Below are 15277 nucleotides of genomic sequence, written 5' to 3' on the forward strand. Positions count from 1 at the left end.
CCCCCCCGGCCCCCCCCCAGGGCCGCCCCCCCGGCGGGGGAGCCGCCCTTCGCGCGTCCGCGGCGCACGTGGCGGGGCCGGGCTCAGCGCGGGCGGGTCTCCCAGAACGCGACGGCGCTCGCGGCGGCCACGTTCAGCGAGTCCACCCCGTGGCTCATGGGGATCACCACGTGCCGGTCCGCGTGGTGCAGGGTGGCGGCCCCGAGCCCCTGGCCCTCCGTGCCCAGGATCAGGGCGAGCTTCTCCGGGGCCTCGGCGGCCAGGGCGTCCACGGTCACGGCGTCCTCGCTCAGGGCCAGGGCGGCGGTGAGGAAGCCCGCGTCCTTCACCCGCTGCAGGTCCGCCGTCCAGTGCTCCAGGCGCACCCACGGGACCTGGAACACGGTGCCCATGGACACGCGCACGGCCCGCCGGTAGAGGGGGTCCGCGCAGCGGGGTGTGACCAGGACGGCGTCCACGTCCAGGGCCGCCGCGGAGCGGAAGATCGCGCCCACGTTGGTGTGGTCCACGATGTCCTCCAGGATCGCCACCCGCCGGGAGGCGGCCAGCACCTCGGTCAGCTCCAGCGGCGCGGGCCGGTGCATCGCGGCCATGGCCCCGCGGTGCAGGTGGAAGCCCGTGATCTGCTCCAGCACCTCGTCGGAGCCCACGTACACGGGCACGTCGTGGGCCTCCAGCACGTCCGTGAGCCCGGCCAGCCACTTCTCGGCCATGAAGAAGGAACGGGGCTGGTGCCCGGCCTCCAGCGCCCGGCGCAGCACCTTGGAGGACTCTGCCAGGTACAGCCCGCGCTCCGGCTCCAGCTTCCGCCGCAGGGACACGTCCGTGAGGCTCGTGTAGTCGGCCACGCGGGGGTCCGCGGGGTCGGTGAGGCGGACGATGCGGTCGGACAGCGGCGGGATCACGAAGGTCTCCTGGTTCGGGAAGCGGGGGCGTGCGGGCGGGGGCCGGCAGGTGGGGCGGGCGCGGGGCTCAGAAGAACTTGGTGACCATGTTGGCCAGCGCCACCAGTCCCAGGACCACGATCACCGTGCGCAGCGCCACCGGGGACAGCTTCTTGCCGATCTTCGCGCCCAGCCACGAGCCCACGGTGGAGCTCACGGCGATGAGCAGAACCACCCACCAGTTGATCCGGTCGGAGGCCAGCAGCACGTAGGACAGCGCTGCCACGATGTTCACCGCGGCCACCAGCACGTTCTTCACCGCGTTCGACGACTGCAGCGGAGCCAGCAGGAACACCCCCAGGATCCCCACCAGCAGCACCCCCTGCGCGGCCACGAAGTACCCGCCGTAGATCCCGGCCAGGAACACGAGCACGTACAGCACCACCGGCTGCCGCGCGCCGTCCTCCTGGGCGGCCGGGGCCGACGCCGCCGTCCCCGTCCGGGCGGGCAGGGCGGCGTCGCCCGCGGAACCGGCAGCGCCCGCCGAACCCGAGGCACCCACGGAACCCGCTGCGCTGCCAGGAGCCCCAGCAGCCGTGCTCTGGCGCTCCTTGCGGGCGCGCACCGCGGCCTGCAGCCGGGGCTGGAAGACCACGAACAGCAGCGCCACCACGATCAGCGCGGGGGCCACCACGTCGAAGACCTCTTCGGGCAGGTGCAGCAGCAGCCAGGCGCCGATGACCCCGCCCACCACCGAGCACGGCAGCAGCCTGAGCAGGGTGCGCCGCAGACCGCGCAGCTCGCTGCGGTAGCTCCACGCGCCGGTGAGGTTCCCCGCGATCAGGCCCATCGCGTTGGACATGGACGCCGTGACGGGCGGCACACCCAGGGTCACCAGCACCGGGAACGTCACGAGCGTGCCTGAGCCCACGATGGTGTTGATGGTCCCGGCCCACAGCCCGGCCACCAGGATCAGCAGGACCTGCCACCACTCGAAGCCCACGGTGCCCCCCGCGCCGAGGAACTGGGTGGGCACGGACGCCGTAGTGAGCGCGAACACGGGGTTCAGCGCGCGAACGCCGCGAAGCGCTCGCCCACCCGCACCAGGCGCAGGGGCATGTCGAACGTCTCGGAGAGGTTCTCCTGGGTCATCACCCGTCCCACGGGACCGGCGGCCACGACCCGGCCCTCGCGCAGCAGCAGCGCGTGGGTGAAGCCGTCCGGGACCTCCTCCAGGTGGTGGGTGACCATGACCATCGCCGGGGAGGCCTCGTCCCGGGCGAGCTCGTCCAGGCGCTGCACGAGCTTCTCGCGGCCACCCACGTCCAGGCCCGCGGCTGGCTCGTCCAGCAGCAGCAGCTCCGGGTCGGTCATCAGCGCGCGGGCGATCAGCACCCGCTTGCGCTCCCCCTCGGACAGCGTCCCGTACGTGCGGTCCCGCAGTGCGGCCAGGCCCCACGCGGCGAGCAGCTGCTCGGCGCGGGCGGCGTCGTCCTCGTCGTACTGCTCGCGCCAGCGTCCTGTGACGCCGTAGGCGGCGGTGAGCACCACGTCCGCCACGGACTCCGCGTGCGGGATCTGCGCGGCCAGGGTGGCGGAACTGACCCCGATGCGCGGGCGCAGCTCGAACACGTCCACCGCGCCCAGGATCTCGTCCAGGATGTCCACCATCCCGCGCGTGGGGTGCAGGCGTGCCGCGGCGATCGAGAGCAGGGTGGACTTCCCGGCGCCGTTCGGGCCCAGGATCACCCAGCGCTCACCCTCGCGCACCGTCCAGTCCACGCCGTCGAGCAGGGTCTTCTCCCCGCGAACCACCGTGACGTCCACCAATTCCAGCACTGAGCTCATGACGGCAACTCTAGTGCCCGGTGCCCACGGCCTCCCGCCGCGGCGCACCGTGACCGGGGGGCGGGCGGGGTCACAGCCCCAGCAGGAACCGCAGCGCGTCCAGGTTGGGGATGTTCAGCTGGGTGTCCGCCACCTCGCGCAGCGCGGGCTTCGCGCGGTACGCCACCGACAGTCCCGCGGTGCGTGCCAGGGCGACGTCGTTCGCGCCGTCTCCCACGACCACCACGTCCTCCGGGGCCACCCCCAGCTCACCCGCCCACCGCGCGGCGAGCTCGGCCTTGGCGGCCCCGTCCACCACGCGTCCGGTGACCCTGCCGGTGAGGTGGCCGTCCACGACCTCCAGGGTGTTCGCCGCGGCGCGGGTCAGCTCCAGGGACGCGGCCAGCGGCTCGAGCACCTGGACGAAGCCCCCGGAGACGGCGGCCACCGCGTGGCCCTCGCGCAGCAGGGTGCGCACCAGTGCCTGGGCGCCCGGGGACAGCCGCACGGAGCGGGCGACGTCGCCCACGACCTCCGCGGGAAGCCCCGCCAGCACGGCCACGCGCTCCCGCAGCGACTCCTCGAAGTCGATCTCGCCCCGCATGGCGCGCTCGGTCACGGCGGCCACCTCCGCCTCGCGGCCCGCGTGGGCCGCCAGCAGCTCGATGACCTCCTGGCGGATCAGGGTGGAGTCCACGTCCGTGACCACGAGCTTCTTCCGGGACTGGTCCATCCACCGGGCGTCCACCACGTTGAGGTCCATCCCGGGCAGCAGCTGGGACTGCGGGTCGGGGCGCAGCGTGCGCCGCAGCCCCACCGGGTCGTCGCTGTGCACGTGCACGGTCAGGGCGTTGTAGCCCTCCACGTCCGCGGCGCGGTCGTCGGAGGCGCTGCCGGTGACGCGCACCCAGTTGTGGGACTCCACGGTGGCTCCGGTGCCCTCCACGAGGTCCAGCACGGAGGCCGTGGCCTCCTCGTCCGGGGACACGGCAAAGGCGACGACGGCACAGGGTTGGGACATGGCCGCAGTGTATCGGCCGCCCCGGACCCCGCACAAAGACCCCGGGTGCGCCCGCTCAGCCCCGCGGCGCGGAGCCCACCCGGTGCCTGCCCGGGGTTCCCACGCGCGAGGGCCACCACGAGCGGGGCCCCACGTCCAGGGCCAGGGCCGGCACCAGCAGCGAGCGCACCAGGATGGTGTCCAGGAGCACGCCGATGACCACGATGACCGCCAGCTGCACCAGGAACAGGATGGGCAGCACCGCCAGGGCGGCGAACGTGGCGGCCAGCACGATGCCCGCGGAGGTGATGACCCCTCCGGTGGTGACCAGTCCGGCCAGCACCCCCGGGCGGTGGCCCACCACGGCCACCTCCTCCCGCACACGGCTCATGAGGAAGATGTTGTAGTCGATGCCCAGCGCCACCAGGAACACGAAGCTGAACAGCGGCACCGTGGGGTCCGCCTGGTTGATCCCCGCCGCCTCGAACACCAGGGTGGCCAGGCCCAGGGCGGAGAGGAAGGAGAGCACCGTGGTGGCGATCAGCAGCACGGGCATCAGGATGCTGCGCAGCAGGGCCATGAGGATCACCAGGATGACCAGCAGGATCACGGGGATGATCAGGGCGCGGTCGTGCCCGGAGGCGGCCACGGTGTCCACCTGCACCGCGGTGGTCCCGCCCACGGCGGTCTCCGGGGAGATCCCCGCGAGCTCGTTCCGCAGGCGCTGCACCGTGGCCTGGGCCTCCTCGGAGTCGGAGGCGTGGGTGAGGGTGGCCTGCAGCAGCACGTCGCCGTTGCTCACGGTGGGCTCCACCCCGGCGAACGGTCCGGCCTGCGGTGCGGGGTAGGGCAGCGTGCCGCCCGGGGCGGCCTTGGCCGTGAAGGCGACCGAGGCGACGTCGTGGTCGCCCGCGAGCTCACGGGCCACGTCCTGGGCGTCGTCGCGGGGGGTCAGCACGTAGACGGGGTCGCCGGAGCCGCCGGGGAAGTGCCGTTCGATGACCTCCAGGCCGTCGCGGGCCTGGGACTGCCCGGTGACGAACTCGGACTCGGGCACGCCGCCGGCGTCCAGCTGGGTGGCGCCCACGGCGGCCACGCCCAGCAGCAGGGTGCACACGATCCACACCGCCCGCGAGCGGCGCTCCACGAGGCGGGCGACCGCCGGCCACAGGCCCTTGTGGGTGAAGGGGTCCATGGCCTGGTCGTGGGTCTCGGGGTTCTCGTCCACGCGCGGCATCCGAGGCCACAGGGCGGCCCGCCCGAAGATCGCCAGCAGCGCGGGCAGCAGGGTCAGTCCGGCGAGGACCGCGAAGACCACGCCGATCGCCGTGGCCGGGCCCACCCCGCGGTTGGAGGTCAGCTGGGACAGCAGCAGGCACAGCAGCCCGGCGATCACCGTGGTCCCGGAGGCCAGCACGGCGGGGACGGTGCCCTTCCAGGCCACACGGGTGGCCTCCCAGCGCGACGGCGTGTGGTGCAGGGCCTCGCGGAAGCGGGCGGTGTAGAGCAGGCCGTAGTCGGTGGCGGCGCCGATCACGATGATCGAGAGGATCCCCTGGGTCTGCCCGCTCAGGGCGATCACCCCGTTCTGCGCGAGCACGTAGATGGCGAGGATCGCTCCGCACAGGGCGGCCACGCTGGTGAGCAGCACCAGGAACGGCAGCAGGGGCGAGCGGTAGACCACCACCAGGATCACCAGCACGGCCACCAGGGCCACGAGGAGCAGCAGCCCGTCGATGCCGGAGAACGCCTCGGAGAGGTCCGCCACGAGTCCGGCGGGTCCACTCACGTACGCGGTGAGCCCCTCGGGGGTGTCCTGGGCCAGGCGGTCGTGCAGCTGCTCCACCACGTCCCCGGTCTCGGCGTCGGAGTCCACCACGACCACCAGCTCGGCGGCCTTGCCGTCCTGCGAGGGGATCACCGGGGAGACCTCCAGCACGCCGTCGGTGTTCTCGAAGGAGCGCGCGGTGTCCGCAAGCTTGTCCCGCTGGGCGTCGGTCAGGGCCTGCTGCGACTCCACCACCACGATGGCGGGCACGCCTTCGGAGTCCCGGAACTCCCCCAGTCTGTCCTGCACGCGGGTGGCCTGGGAGTCCACGGGCAGGAAGTCCGCCTGCGAGTTGGAGACCACGTCGGAGACCTTGCCGAACGTCGGTCCGCCCACGCCCATCACGCCCAGCCACGCGAGCACCAGCAGCACGGGCACGAGCCACCGCAGCGCAGTGCGGCCGCTGTCCTCCCTCGACCGTGCGGGCGTGGTCTCCCCCGTACCGGCTGCGGTGCCGCGGACGGCCGCGTCCCGTTCCTGCTCGACGGGACGGGGTGCTGGGCTGCTCGGCATGTCTCACCTTCGGGGGTCTCGGCACGGGGCGGTGCCAGCGCACGGGTGCGCGGACACGAACGACGACGCCGCAGCTCCTGGAGTGCCGCACCTCGCCGCATTCCATGCTACGGGGGCCTGGCCCACGAGCGGGGGCTGCAGGGCCACCGGGAAAATGCCCGCCCAGGACCGGGACATGGAGAGACCCCGTTCGACCTGTGGTCGAACGGGGTCTCTCTGCTGTGCGCGAGGGGGGACTTGAACCCCCACCCTCTAATACGAGGACTAGCACCTCAAGCTAGCGCGTCTGCCTATTCCGCCACCCGCGCAGGTGTCTGTCGGACCCGGTCATCCCCGTGGGAAAACCGTTGCGGCCCTCGGCAACGACAAGAAACCTACCACAGTTCCCGGGGCCGCTCGAACCGGTGGGCTGCGCCGCACGGGGGTGCGGGCGGCGTCGCCCACCGGTGCTGCCGGGGCAGGAAGCGGCGACCGGGGCGGCGGGCTACTTCCCGGACTGCGCCAGGAAGTCCTCGGCACCGCCCACGAGCTCCACGTGCCCGGTGGGGACGTCTGCGGTGACCATCGCGGCGATCTCCTGGGCGAACTCGTTGACCGTGTAGAGCTTCCCGGCGGCCGCGCGGCGCTCGTCCAGGGCACCGGGGCGGGCGCGGTTGAGCAGGGTGGCGGTCACGGTGCCCTCGATCATGTCCGCGGAGACCACCACGAAGCTCACGCCCTTCTCCTGCATCTCGGGCACGCGGGCGGTGAGGGTGTCCTCCCCGGCGCGCTTGGAGTGGGCCACGGCCTCGTACTCGGGCATGGTCTCCACCTCGTTGATGAAGTGCGCCTGGTGGCTGGTGACGAACACCACCCGCCCGCCCTCGGGCAGAACCGTGAGCGCCTCGGTGAGGGTGTCGTTCTGGGCGTCGCGGTTCAGGCGCAGGGCGTAGTCCTCCCCCAGCTCCGTCTCCATGCCGCCGGAGGCGTTGAGCACGAGCACGTCCACGCCGCCGAAGCGCTCCACCGCGGCCCGGAACAGCCCGCTGCGGGACTCGGGGTCCGTGATGTCCGCCTGCACGGCGATCGCGGAGCCGCCGGCCTCGGTGATCTCCTTGACCACCTTGTTCGCGCGCGGGGCCTTCTGGCGGTAGTTGATGACCACGTTGGCGCCCTGCCCGGCGAGGATCTTGGCGGTGTCCGCCCCCACCCCTCGCGAGGACCCCGTGATGACCACGGTCTTGCCGGCAACTGAGCTCATGAGATGTCTCCTTCGAGGATGCGGTGCTGGTGGAAAGGGAGGGGTGTCAGTGGCCCATGCTCAGGCCGCCGTCCACGGGGATCACGGCCCCCGAGACGTACGCGGCGTCAGGGGAGGCCAGGTAGGTCACGGCACCGGCCACCTCGCGCGCGAGCCCGAAGCGGCCCGCGGGGATCATGGACAGGTAGTTGTCCGTGACCTCCTCGGGCAGCTCCTCCGTCATGGCGGTGCTGATGTAGCCGGGGGTGACCACGTTCGCGGTGACCCCCCGGGAGCCGAGCTCGCGGGTGATCGCCCGGGCCATGCCGGTGAGCCCGGCCTTGGAGGCGGCGTAGTTCACCTGGCCGGGGGCGCCGGTGTAGCCCACCACGGAGGAGATGAAGACCACCCGGCCGCGCTTCAGGCGCATGAAGCCCTTGGTGGCCCGCTGGACCACACGGAACGCCCCGGTGAGGTTGGTGTCCACCACGTCCTGGAAGTCCGCCTCCTTCATGCGCAGCAGCAGCGTGTCCTTGGTGATGCCCGCGTTCGCCACCAGGACCTCCACGGGTCCGAAGCGGGACTCGACCTCCTTGAACGCCGCGTCCACCGAGGCGGAGTCGGTGACGTCCGCCGTGACGGTGTGGGTTCCCTCGGGGCCCTCCGCCCCGGAGCGGGAGGTGACCACCACGGTGTCCCCCTGGGCCACGAAGGCCTCCGCGATCGCGCGGCCGATGCCGCGGTTGCCTCCCGTGACGAGCACGGTGCGCGGGTTCGTGGGCTGATGGGTCATGGGACACCTTCCGTGTCGGGTGCGTGCGGCGGGGCCGCCGCACGCGGGATCGGGACGTCACAGCATCCTAACCGGCGCCCGCACGCGGGTCCCCGTCCCCCACCGGGAGCCCGCCCCGCCCACTTGGGGGCCGGCGGGCAACGGTGCCACAATGGTCAGCACGCTCACCTTCACGGTGACGGCGTTGGCTCCGGGCACATCCCGCAGGATTCGTCGAAGGACCGGTTCCCATCACAGCTTCCCAGCACCAGACGCACGGTTCCACCGAGGTCCACTCCATCACCTCGGCCGCGGACCCGCACACCGCGGACATCTCGCACCGCATGAAGGTGTACTCCGCGCAGATGGCCGTGCGCATCGTGTGCATCATCGGCGCCATCCTCATCGACAACATCTGGGTGCGCGTCCTGCTGGTGCTCGGCGCGGCCCTGCTGCCGTGGTTCGCGGTGATGCTCGCGAACAAGGGCGCGGACCGCTCGGAACGCACCGGCTCCGCCTACCGCCCGCCCACGCTCACCGAGCTGCCCACCACCGCGGAGACCCGTGACCGGGCGCCGGAGCCGGAGGCCGTGGTGGTGGACGGGGAGTACACGGTGCACGCCCCCCAGCGCGCGCTGCCCGTGCCACGCCCCACGGCCTCGCGCCGGAACTAGGGTGGGAGCAGGCACCACACGCACCACATGCAAGGCTCTCGGGAGGAACGTCACACGGTGGAATTCGATCTGCTCGGCTCACTGGACCCGCACCACTCCCGGGACACCGCCCCCTCCCCCGAGGCCCACGCCGCCCCGCACGCCACCTGCTCGCGCCGGGGTTGCCGCGCCCCGGCCAGCTGGAGCCTGTCCTGGAACAACCCCCGGGTGCACACCCCCGAGCGCCGCAAGACCTGGCTCGCGTGCGACGCCCACCGCGAGCACCTGGCCGAGTTCCTGGACCAGCGCGGCTTCCTGAAGGCGGTGGAACCCTTCGCGCCGCACGACGACGCCGCCCCCACCCCGGGCGGGGACGGCGGCGTCGTGCGCGGGGAGCGGACGGAGGGCACCCGCTGATGCGCGCCTACTCCTTCCTGCGCACGCCCGCGTGGATCGGCTGGTTCCTGCTCACCTGCGCCGCCGCCGTGATGTGCCTCTACCTGGCCCAGTGGCAGATGTCCCGCAACGACCACCTGGTGGCGGAGAACGCGAAGATCACCGGCAACTACGACGCCCCGGCATACGACGCCGCCCGCGGGCTGCCCCTGTTCGAGGACTACGACGACTCCAAGACCTGGCACCCCGTGCAGCTGCGCGGAACCTACCTCCCGCAGGAGACCGTGCTGGTGCGCAACCGCCCCCACGACGGCCGCGTGGGCTACGACGTCCTGGTGCCGCTGCGCACCGAGCAGGGAACGGTGGTGGCCGTGGACCGCGGCTGGATCCCCACCGACGACTCCGCCAACGGCATGCCCTCCACCGTGCCCGACGCACCGCAGGGAACCGTGACCGTCACCGCCCGGCTGCGCCCCACCGAGGGCACCGTGGACCGCGGTGCGCCCGAGGGCCAGGCGGCGTCCATCGACCTGCCCGCGCTGCGCTCGCAGTGGGGACCGAGGCTCGCCGCCGGCGGGTACGGGGAGCTGGTGTCCGAGGACCCCGCCGCCGCGCAGACCCCCCAGGCCGCCGAACGGCCCGAGGTGGCCTACGGTCCGCACCTGTCCTACTCCATGCAGTGGTACGCGTTCGCGGTGCTCGTGTTCGTGGCCTACGGCTACTCCGCCCGCCAGCACGTGAAGAACGTGGAGTGGGACCGGGCCTACGCCGCCCAGGTGGAGCGTCGGCTCGCGGCGTACTACGACGCCCAGGGCAACTACATCGGGGACGGGGACGAGTCCCTGGTGATCCGCCAGCTGCAGATGGCCGACGACATGCCCGCCCACCTGAAGTCCCTCTACCGACCCAGGCGCGCCCGCAGCGGCAACGGTCCCAACGGTGAGGACGAGGAGGACGCCCTGCTGGACGCCCTCGAGGCCCGCGAGCGCCGCTGATCCGCCGCCCCTCCCGGGGCACCCACCTCTCGTGCCGAAGGAGTCACCGTGAAGATCACCGCCGCCGTCCTGGACGAGATCGGGCTGCCGCGCCCGTATGCCGAGTCCCGGCCGCTCTCCGTGCAGGAGCTGGAGCTCTCGGAACCCGGTCCCGGGGAGCTGCTGATCCGCATCCGCGCGGCCGGGGTGTGCCACTCGGACCTGTCGGTGGTGGACGGCAGCCGCCCGCGGCCCCTGCCCATGGCCCTGGGCCACGAGGCCTCGGGGATCGTGGAGCGCGTGGGCGAGGGCGTCACGGACGTGGGCCCCGGGGACCAGGTCACCACCGTGTTCCTGCCCCGCTGCGGGGAGTGCGCGAACTGCGCCACGGACGGCAGGCTGCCGTGCACGCCCGGCACGGAGACGAACGACGCCGGGCTGCTGCCGGGCTCCGCCCTGCGGTTGCACCGCGGGGAGGAGGAGGTCCACCACCACCTGGGCGTCTCCGGTTTCGCGTCCCACGCCGTGGTGAGCCGCCAGTCCGTGGTTCCCGTGGGCGCGGACGTGCCTCCTGAGATCGCCGCGGTGGTGGGCTGCGCCGTGCTCACCGGCGGCGGAGCGGTGCTCAACGCCGGGCGCCCCGGGGACGGGGACACCGTGGTGGTCGTGGGCCTGGGCGGTGTGGGCATGGCCGCGCTGCTCACCGCGCTGTCCCTGCAGAAGGGCCCCGTGATCGGGGTGGACGCCAACCCCGAGAAGCTCGCGCGCGCCACCGGGCTGGGCGCCACCGCCGTCTACTCCCCCGCCGAGCTCGTGGAGCAGGGCGTGCGCGCCGCCGTGGTGGTCGAGGCCGCCGGTCACCCCCGCGCGTTCGAGACCGCCGTCGCGGCAACCGCCCCGGGCGGCACCACCGTGACGGTGGGCCTGCCCTCACCCGACGCCCGCTCCACCATCGCACCGCTGGGCCTTACGGCGCAGGCCCGCACGATCGTGGGCTCCTACCTGGGCTCGGCCGTGCCCTCCCGGGACATCCCCGTCTACCTGGACCTGTGGCGCCAGGGCAGGCTGCCCATCGAGGAGCTGATCTCGGAGCGGGTGTCCCTGTCCCGGATCAACGAGAGCATGGACCGCCTCGCCGATGGCCTGGCCGTGCGCCAGGTCATCCGCTTCGACGACTGAGCCCCGCCGACGTCGCCGCGGCGCCCCGTCCGCGGGCCGCCGCCCTCGGGACGGGCCGGGCCTGGTCCGCCGTGCGGCGGGCGAGGTGCGAGAACCAGGTGGGGTGCGGCGTGGTCCGCGGTGCGAGGTGGGGCGCGGTGTCAGGCCAGGCTGATGAGGTCCTGGTACTCCTGGCTCCAGAGGTCCTCCACGCCGTCCGGGAGCATGACCACGCGCTCGGGCTCCAGTGCCGCCACGGCGCCCTCGTCGTGGGAGACGAGCACCACTGCGCCCTCGTAGCTGTGCAGGGCGTTGAGGATCTCCCGACGGGAGGCCGGGTCCAGGTTGTTGGTGGGCTCGTCCAGCAGCAGCACGTTCGCGGAGGACGCCACGAGCGTGGCCAGGGCCAGGCGGGTCTTCTCACCGCCGGAGAGCACGGCGGCGGGCTTGTCCACGTCGTCCCCCTGGAACAGGAACGAGCCGAGGATGGTGCGCACCTGGGTGTCCGCGAGCTCCGGGGCCGCGGACTTCATGTTCTCCAGCACGGTCCGGTCCGTGTCCAGGGTGTCGTGCTCCTGCGCGAAGTACCCCAGCTTCAGGCCGTGACCCGGGACCACCTCGCCGGTGTCCGGTTCGGACTGGCCCGCGAGCATGCGCAGCAGCGTGGTCTTGCCCGCACCGTTGAGCCCGAGGACCACCACGCGGGAGCCGCGGTCGATGGCGAGGTCCACGTCCGTGAAGATCTCCAGCGAGCCGTAGGACTTGGACAGCCCCCGGGCGGTGAGCGGGGTCTTGCCGCAGTCCGCGGGCTTAGGGAAGCGGATGGCCGCCACCTTGTCCTGCACCCGCTCGTCCTCGATGCCCGCCATCAGCCGTTCCGCGCGGCGGATCATCTGCTGGGCGGCCGCGGCCTTGGTGGCCTTCGCGCGCATCTTGTTGGCCTGGTCCATGAGCACCCCGGCCTTCTTCTCCGCGTTCGCGCGCTCCCGCTTGCGCCGGGCCTCGTCCTGCTCGCGCTGCTTGATGTAGTTCTTCCACGTCATGTTGTAGACGTCCACCACGCACCGGTTGGCGTCCAGGTAGAGCACCTTGTTGGTGACCATCTCCATGAGCCCCACGTCGTGGGAGATCATCAGCACCCCGCCCTGGTAGGAGCGCAGGAACTCGCGCAGCCACACGATCGAGTCGTGGTCCAGGTGGTTGGTGGGCTCGTCCAGGAGCATGGTGTCCGCGTCCGAGAACAGGATGCGGGCCAGCTCCACGCGGCGGCGCTGACCGCCGGAGAGCGTGTGCAGGGGCTGGTCCAGGACCCGCCCGGGCAGGTTCAGGTTGTTGGTGATGGTGGCCGCCTCGGACTCGGCGGCGTACCCGCCGCCCGCGAGGAACTCGGACTCCAGCCGGTCGTAGCGGCGCATGGCCTTGGCCCGCACGGTCTCGTCCTCCGAGGCCATCTCCTCCTCGGTGCGCCGCAGCCTGCCGATCACACCCGCGAGGTTGCGGGCGGAGAGGATGCGGTCACGGGCCAGCTGGTCCATGTCCTCCACCTTGGGGTCCTGCGGCAGGTAGCCGATGGAGCCCGAGCGGGTGACCTCTCCCCCGGCGGGCAGCGTCTGGCCGGCGAGCACCTTGGTCATGGTGGTCTTCCCGGCGCCGTTGCGCCCCACGAGACCCACCTTGTCGCCCCTGTCCACGCGGAAGTTCACCTCGTCCATGAGCAGTCGCGCGCCGGCGCGCAGTTCGAGGTTCGTGACGGTGATCAAGGGTGCAGGGCCTTTCGGACGGCGGTGACGCCGGCGGGACGCGCGGGATGGCGCGCCGTGCGCGCGGCGGCGGGAGGGGTGCTGCCCGGCGGGTCCCCTGGCACACGGGCACCGGGCGGGCGGACAACCGCCCCAGTCTATCCGGCCGTGCAAGTCCCCGGGCGGGCCCGACCACTAGACTGCCCCCCATGACAGTACCCGCCCGCGCCCAGCGCTCCGTGTCCTCGTTCGACCTGGCGAACATCGCCGTGTTCGCGGCCCTCACCTGCGTCCTCTCGCTGGTCCCCGCCATCCCGGTGGGCCCGTTGGGCGTGCCGATCACCCTGCAGACGCTCGCCGTGTTCCTCACGGGCATGGTCCTGGGCGGCTGGCGGGGCTTCCTGGCGCTCGCGCTCTACGTGGTGGTTGGGCTGCTGGGCGTCCCGGTCTTCGCGGGCTTCTCGGGCGGGCCCGGGGTGCTGGCGGGTCCGAGCGCGGGCTACCTGCTCTCCTTCCCCTTCGCCGCCGCTCTCGTGGGCTGGCTCGCCCACCGCAGCGTGCGGGTGGAGCGCGTGCGACGCCGCGAGGGCTCCACCGCCGCCGCGCCGGACCGCAGCGCGGGACTGACCGGCAAGCTGTTCCTGGCCGGTCTAGCGGGCCTGCTGCTCTCCCACGTGGTGGGCACCGTGGGCATGGTCCTCTTCGGCCTGGGCACCAAGGCCGCCGTGCTGGCGGACCTCATCTACCTGCCCGGTGACCTCCTCAAGGTCCTCGTGGCCGCCCTGATCGCCGTGGCCGTGCACCGCGCGTTCCCCCGCATGGCCGGGGCGGTCCTCTGAGTGCAGGACGTGCGGCGCCCGGGGCAGGATGAGTCCCTGCGGTGCGAGGACGTCACGGTCACCGCGGAGGGCCCCCGCGGTCCCGTCACGGTGCTGGACCGGGTCTCCTGCGAGTTCACCGCCTCCCGCACCGCGGTGATCGGGCTCAACGGCTCGGGCAAGTCCACCCTGCTGCGCCTGTTCAACGCTCTCGTCACCCCCGCCTCCGGCGCGGTGCGCACCCTGGGGGTGGACCCCGTGGCACGGCCCCGTGAGGCACGCTCCCTGGTGGGCTTCGTGTTCACGGACCCCGCCTCGCAGATCCTCATGCCCACCCCCCTCGAGGACATCGAGCTCTCCCTGCGCCGCAGCGTGCGGGACCGCACCGAGCGGGCGGAGCGGGCCATGGCCTGGCTGCGGCGGCTGGGGCTGGCGGAGCGCGCCCACCACAGCGTCTTCGACCTCTCCGGCGGGGAGCGCCAGCTCGTGGCACTGGCCGCGGTGCTCGCCGTGGACCCCCGGGTCCTGGTCCTGGACGAGCCCACCACGCTGCTGGACCTGCGCAACCGGCTGCGGCTGCGGGAGCTGCTCGACGCGCTGCCCCAGCGTCAGCTCGTCAGCACCCACGACCTCGAGCTCGCTGCCACCGCCCAGCACGTGGCCGTGGTCCACCGCTCCCGGCTCCTCGCGCAGGGGCCTCCTGAGGACGTGATCCCCCGGTACCGGGCGTGGTGCGCCCACGGCTTCCCGGACGACGCCGCGTGAGCGGTGCCGCACCCGGCTCGCCCTCCCCGCGCGGTGGAGGGTCCCGGCGCCGGGGACAGCCCAGGCGCGGTGGCGCGGGGCGCACGCGGCGTCGTCGGGCGCCCCGCCACGACGACCTGCTCGGCACCTACGTGCCCGGCACCTCCCCGCTGCACCGCTGCCCGCTGTGGCTCAAGGCGGCGCTGCTGCTGGCGGCGGGTGTCGGCGTGATGGTGGCGCGCGCGTGGCCGGTGTCCCTGGCCGTGCTCGCGCTCACCGCGGTGGCCTCCGTGACGTGCGGGCTGGGGCTGCGGCGCTGGGCTGCGCCCCTGCGGCCGCTGTGGCTGCTGGTGGTCGCCCTGGCGGCCTACCACGGGCTGACGGCGGGACCCGCGCGCGCCGCGGACGTGGTGCTCTCCCTGCTCGCGGTCGTGGCGCTGAGCCGCCTGCTGCTCACCACCACCGAGCTGCCGCGGCTCGTGGACGGACTCGTGGGCCTGTGCGCGCCCCTGCGCCCGCTCGGCATCGACCCGGAGCGCATTGGGCTCGCGGTCTCGCTCATGATCCGCTCGGTCCCCTGGCTCTTCGGGGTCCTCACCACCGTCGCCGACGCCGCCGCGGCCCGCACCGTGCGCCCGCGGGCCGCGCGGCTGGTCACCCCCGCGGTGATCGCCACCGTGGACTACGCCCACCGCACCGGGGAGGCACTCGTGGCACGCGGACTCGAGTGAGCGCCGACGCCCACGGCGACC

The 15277-nt window shown here is 73.1% G+C and carries 15 protein-coding genes and 1 tRNA gene; 7 read left to right on the forward strand and 9 right to left on the reverse strand.

Translation table 11 applies throughout. From position 1 onward, the window contains the following. Positions 1–83: 83 nt before the first annotated feature. The 8 genes from Q4A22_RS09190 to fabG all read right to left on the reverse strand — a co-directional run bounded on the left by Q4A22_RS09190 (position 84) and on the right by fabG (position 8064). Positions 84–905 (reverse strand): RNA methyltransferase, encoded by an 822-nt coding sequence (locus Q4A22_RS09190; RefSeq protein WP_303178814.1) that lies wholly within the window; start codon positions 903–905, stop codon positions 84–86. A gap of 67 nt (positions 906–972) precedes the next feature. Further along, positions 973–1887, reverse strand: a complete 915-nt coding sequence (locus Q4A22_RS09195; protein WP_303178930.1) for a sulfite exporter TauE/SafE family protein — start codon at positions 1885–1887, stop codon at positions 973–975. Positions 1888–1949: 62 nt separating this feature from the next. Next, the gene (locus Q4A22_RS09200; RefSeq protein ID WP_303178815.1) at positions 1950–2732 is read right to left on the reverse strand and encodes an ABC transporter ATP-binding protein; all 783 of its coding nucleotides are present in this window, start codon (positions 2730–2732) and stop codon (positions 1950–1952) included. Positions 2733–2802: 70 nt separating this feature from the next. Next, positions 2803–3732, reverse strand: a complete 930-nt coding sequence (gene serB / locus Q4A22_RS09205; protein ID WP_303178817.1) for a phosphoserine phosphatase SerB — start codon at positions 3730–3732, stop codon at positions 2803–2805. Positions 3733–3787: 55 nt separating this feature from the next. Beyond that, complete coding sequence (locus Q4A22_RS09210; RefSeq protein ID WP_303178819.1) at positions 3788–6052, reverse strand: MMPL family transporter; 2265 nt, start codon at positions 6050–6052, stop codon at positions 3788–3790. A 222-nt stretch (positions 6053–6274) separates the two neighbouring features. After that, positions 6275–6360 (reverse strand) — tRNA-Leu (locus Q4A22_RS09215). Between the two features lie 176 nt (positions 6361–6536). Beyond that, positions 6537–7292, reverse strand: coding sequence for an SDR family oxidoreductase (locus Q4A22_RS09220; RefSeq protein WP_303178821.1), 756 nt, complete (start codon positions 7290–7292; stop codon positions 6537–6539). A 46-nt stretch (positions 7293–7338) separates the two neighbouring features. After that, positions 7339–8064, reverse strand: coding sequence for a 3-oxoacyl-ACP reductase FabG (gene fabG, locus Q4A22_RS09225; RefSeq protein WP_303178823.1), 726 nt, complete (start codon positions 8062–8064; stop codon positions 7339–7341). Positions 8065–8342: 278 nt separating this feature from the next. Between fabG and Q4A22_RS09230 the strand changes: the two genes are divergently transcribed. The 4 genes from Q4A22_RS09230 to Q4A22_RS09245 are packed head-to-tail and all read left to right on the forward strand — an operon-like array spanning position 8343 to position 11245. Next, complete coding sequence (locus Q4A22_RS09230) at positions 8343–8717, forward strand: DUF3099 domain-containing protein (protein ID WP_303178931.1); 375 nt, start codon at positions 8343–8345, stop codon at positions 8715–8717. 57 nt (positions 8718–8774) lie between these two features. Continuing rightward, positions 8775–9113 (forward strand): hypothetical protein, encoded by a 339-nt coding sequence (locus Q4A22_RS09235; RefSeq protein WP_303178825.1) that lies wholly within the window; start codon positions 8775–8777, stop codon positions 9111–9113. Next, positions 9113–10087, forward strand: coding sequence for an SURF1 family protein (locus Q4A22_RS09240; protein WP_303178827.1), 975 nt, complete (start codon positions 9113–9115; stop codon positions 10085–10087). The genes Q4A22_RS09235 and Q4A22_RS09240 overlap by 1 nt, the downstream gene beginning before the upstream one ends. A gap of 48 nt (positions 10088–10135) precedes the next feature. Next, entirely contained in the window at positions 10136–11245 is a 1110-nt protein-coding gene (locus Q4A22_RS09245; RefSeq protein WP_303178829.1) for an alcohol dehydrogenase catalytic domain-containing protein, read from the forward strand. 140 nt (positions 11246–11385) lie between these two features. Here Q4A22_RS09245 and abc-f read toward each other — a convergent pair whose 3' ends face one another. Further along, positions 11386–12984, reverse strand: a complete 1599-nt coding sequence (gene abc-f, locus Q4A22_RS09250) for a ribosomal protection-like ABC-F family protein (RefSeq protein ID WP_303178831.1) — start codon at positions 12982–12984, stop codon at positions 11386–11388. A 188-nt stretch (positions 12985–13172) separates the two neighbouring features. Between abc-f and Q4A22_RS09255 the strand changes: the two genes are divergently transcribed. The 3 genes from Q4A22_RS09255 to Q4A22_RS09265 are packed head-to-tail and all read left to right on the forward strand — an operon-like array spanning position 13173 to position 15256. Continuing rightward, entirely contained in the window at positions 13173–13802 is a 630-nt protein-coding gene (locus Q4A22_RS09255; RefSeq protein WP_303178833.1) for a biotin transporter BioY, read from the forward strand. Then, on the forward strand, positions 13803–14546 hold the full coding sequence (locus Q4A22_RS09260) for an energy-coupling factor ABC transporter ATP-binding protein (protein WP_303178835.1): 744 nt from the start codon (positions 13803–13805) through the stop codon (positions 14544–14546). Further along, a complete protein-coding gene (locus Q4A22_RS09265) occupies positions 14543–15256 on the forward strand; it encodes an energy-coupling factor transporter transmembrane protein EcfT (RefSeq protein WP_303178837.1) in 714 nt (237 codons plus the stop codon). Before Q4A22_RS09260 ends, Q4A22_RS09265 begins: the two co-directional genes overlap by 4 nt. Positions 15257–15277: the final 21 nt, after the last annotated feature.

The organism is Kocuria sp. (genome assembly GCF_030530945.1).
Lineage (GTDB): Bacteria > Actinomycetota > Actinomycetes > Actinomycetales > Micrococcaceae > Kocuria.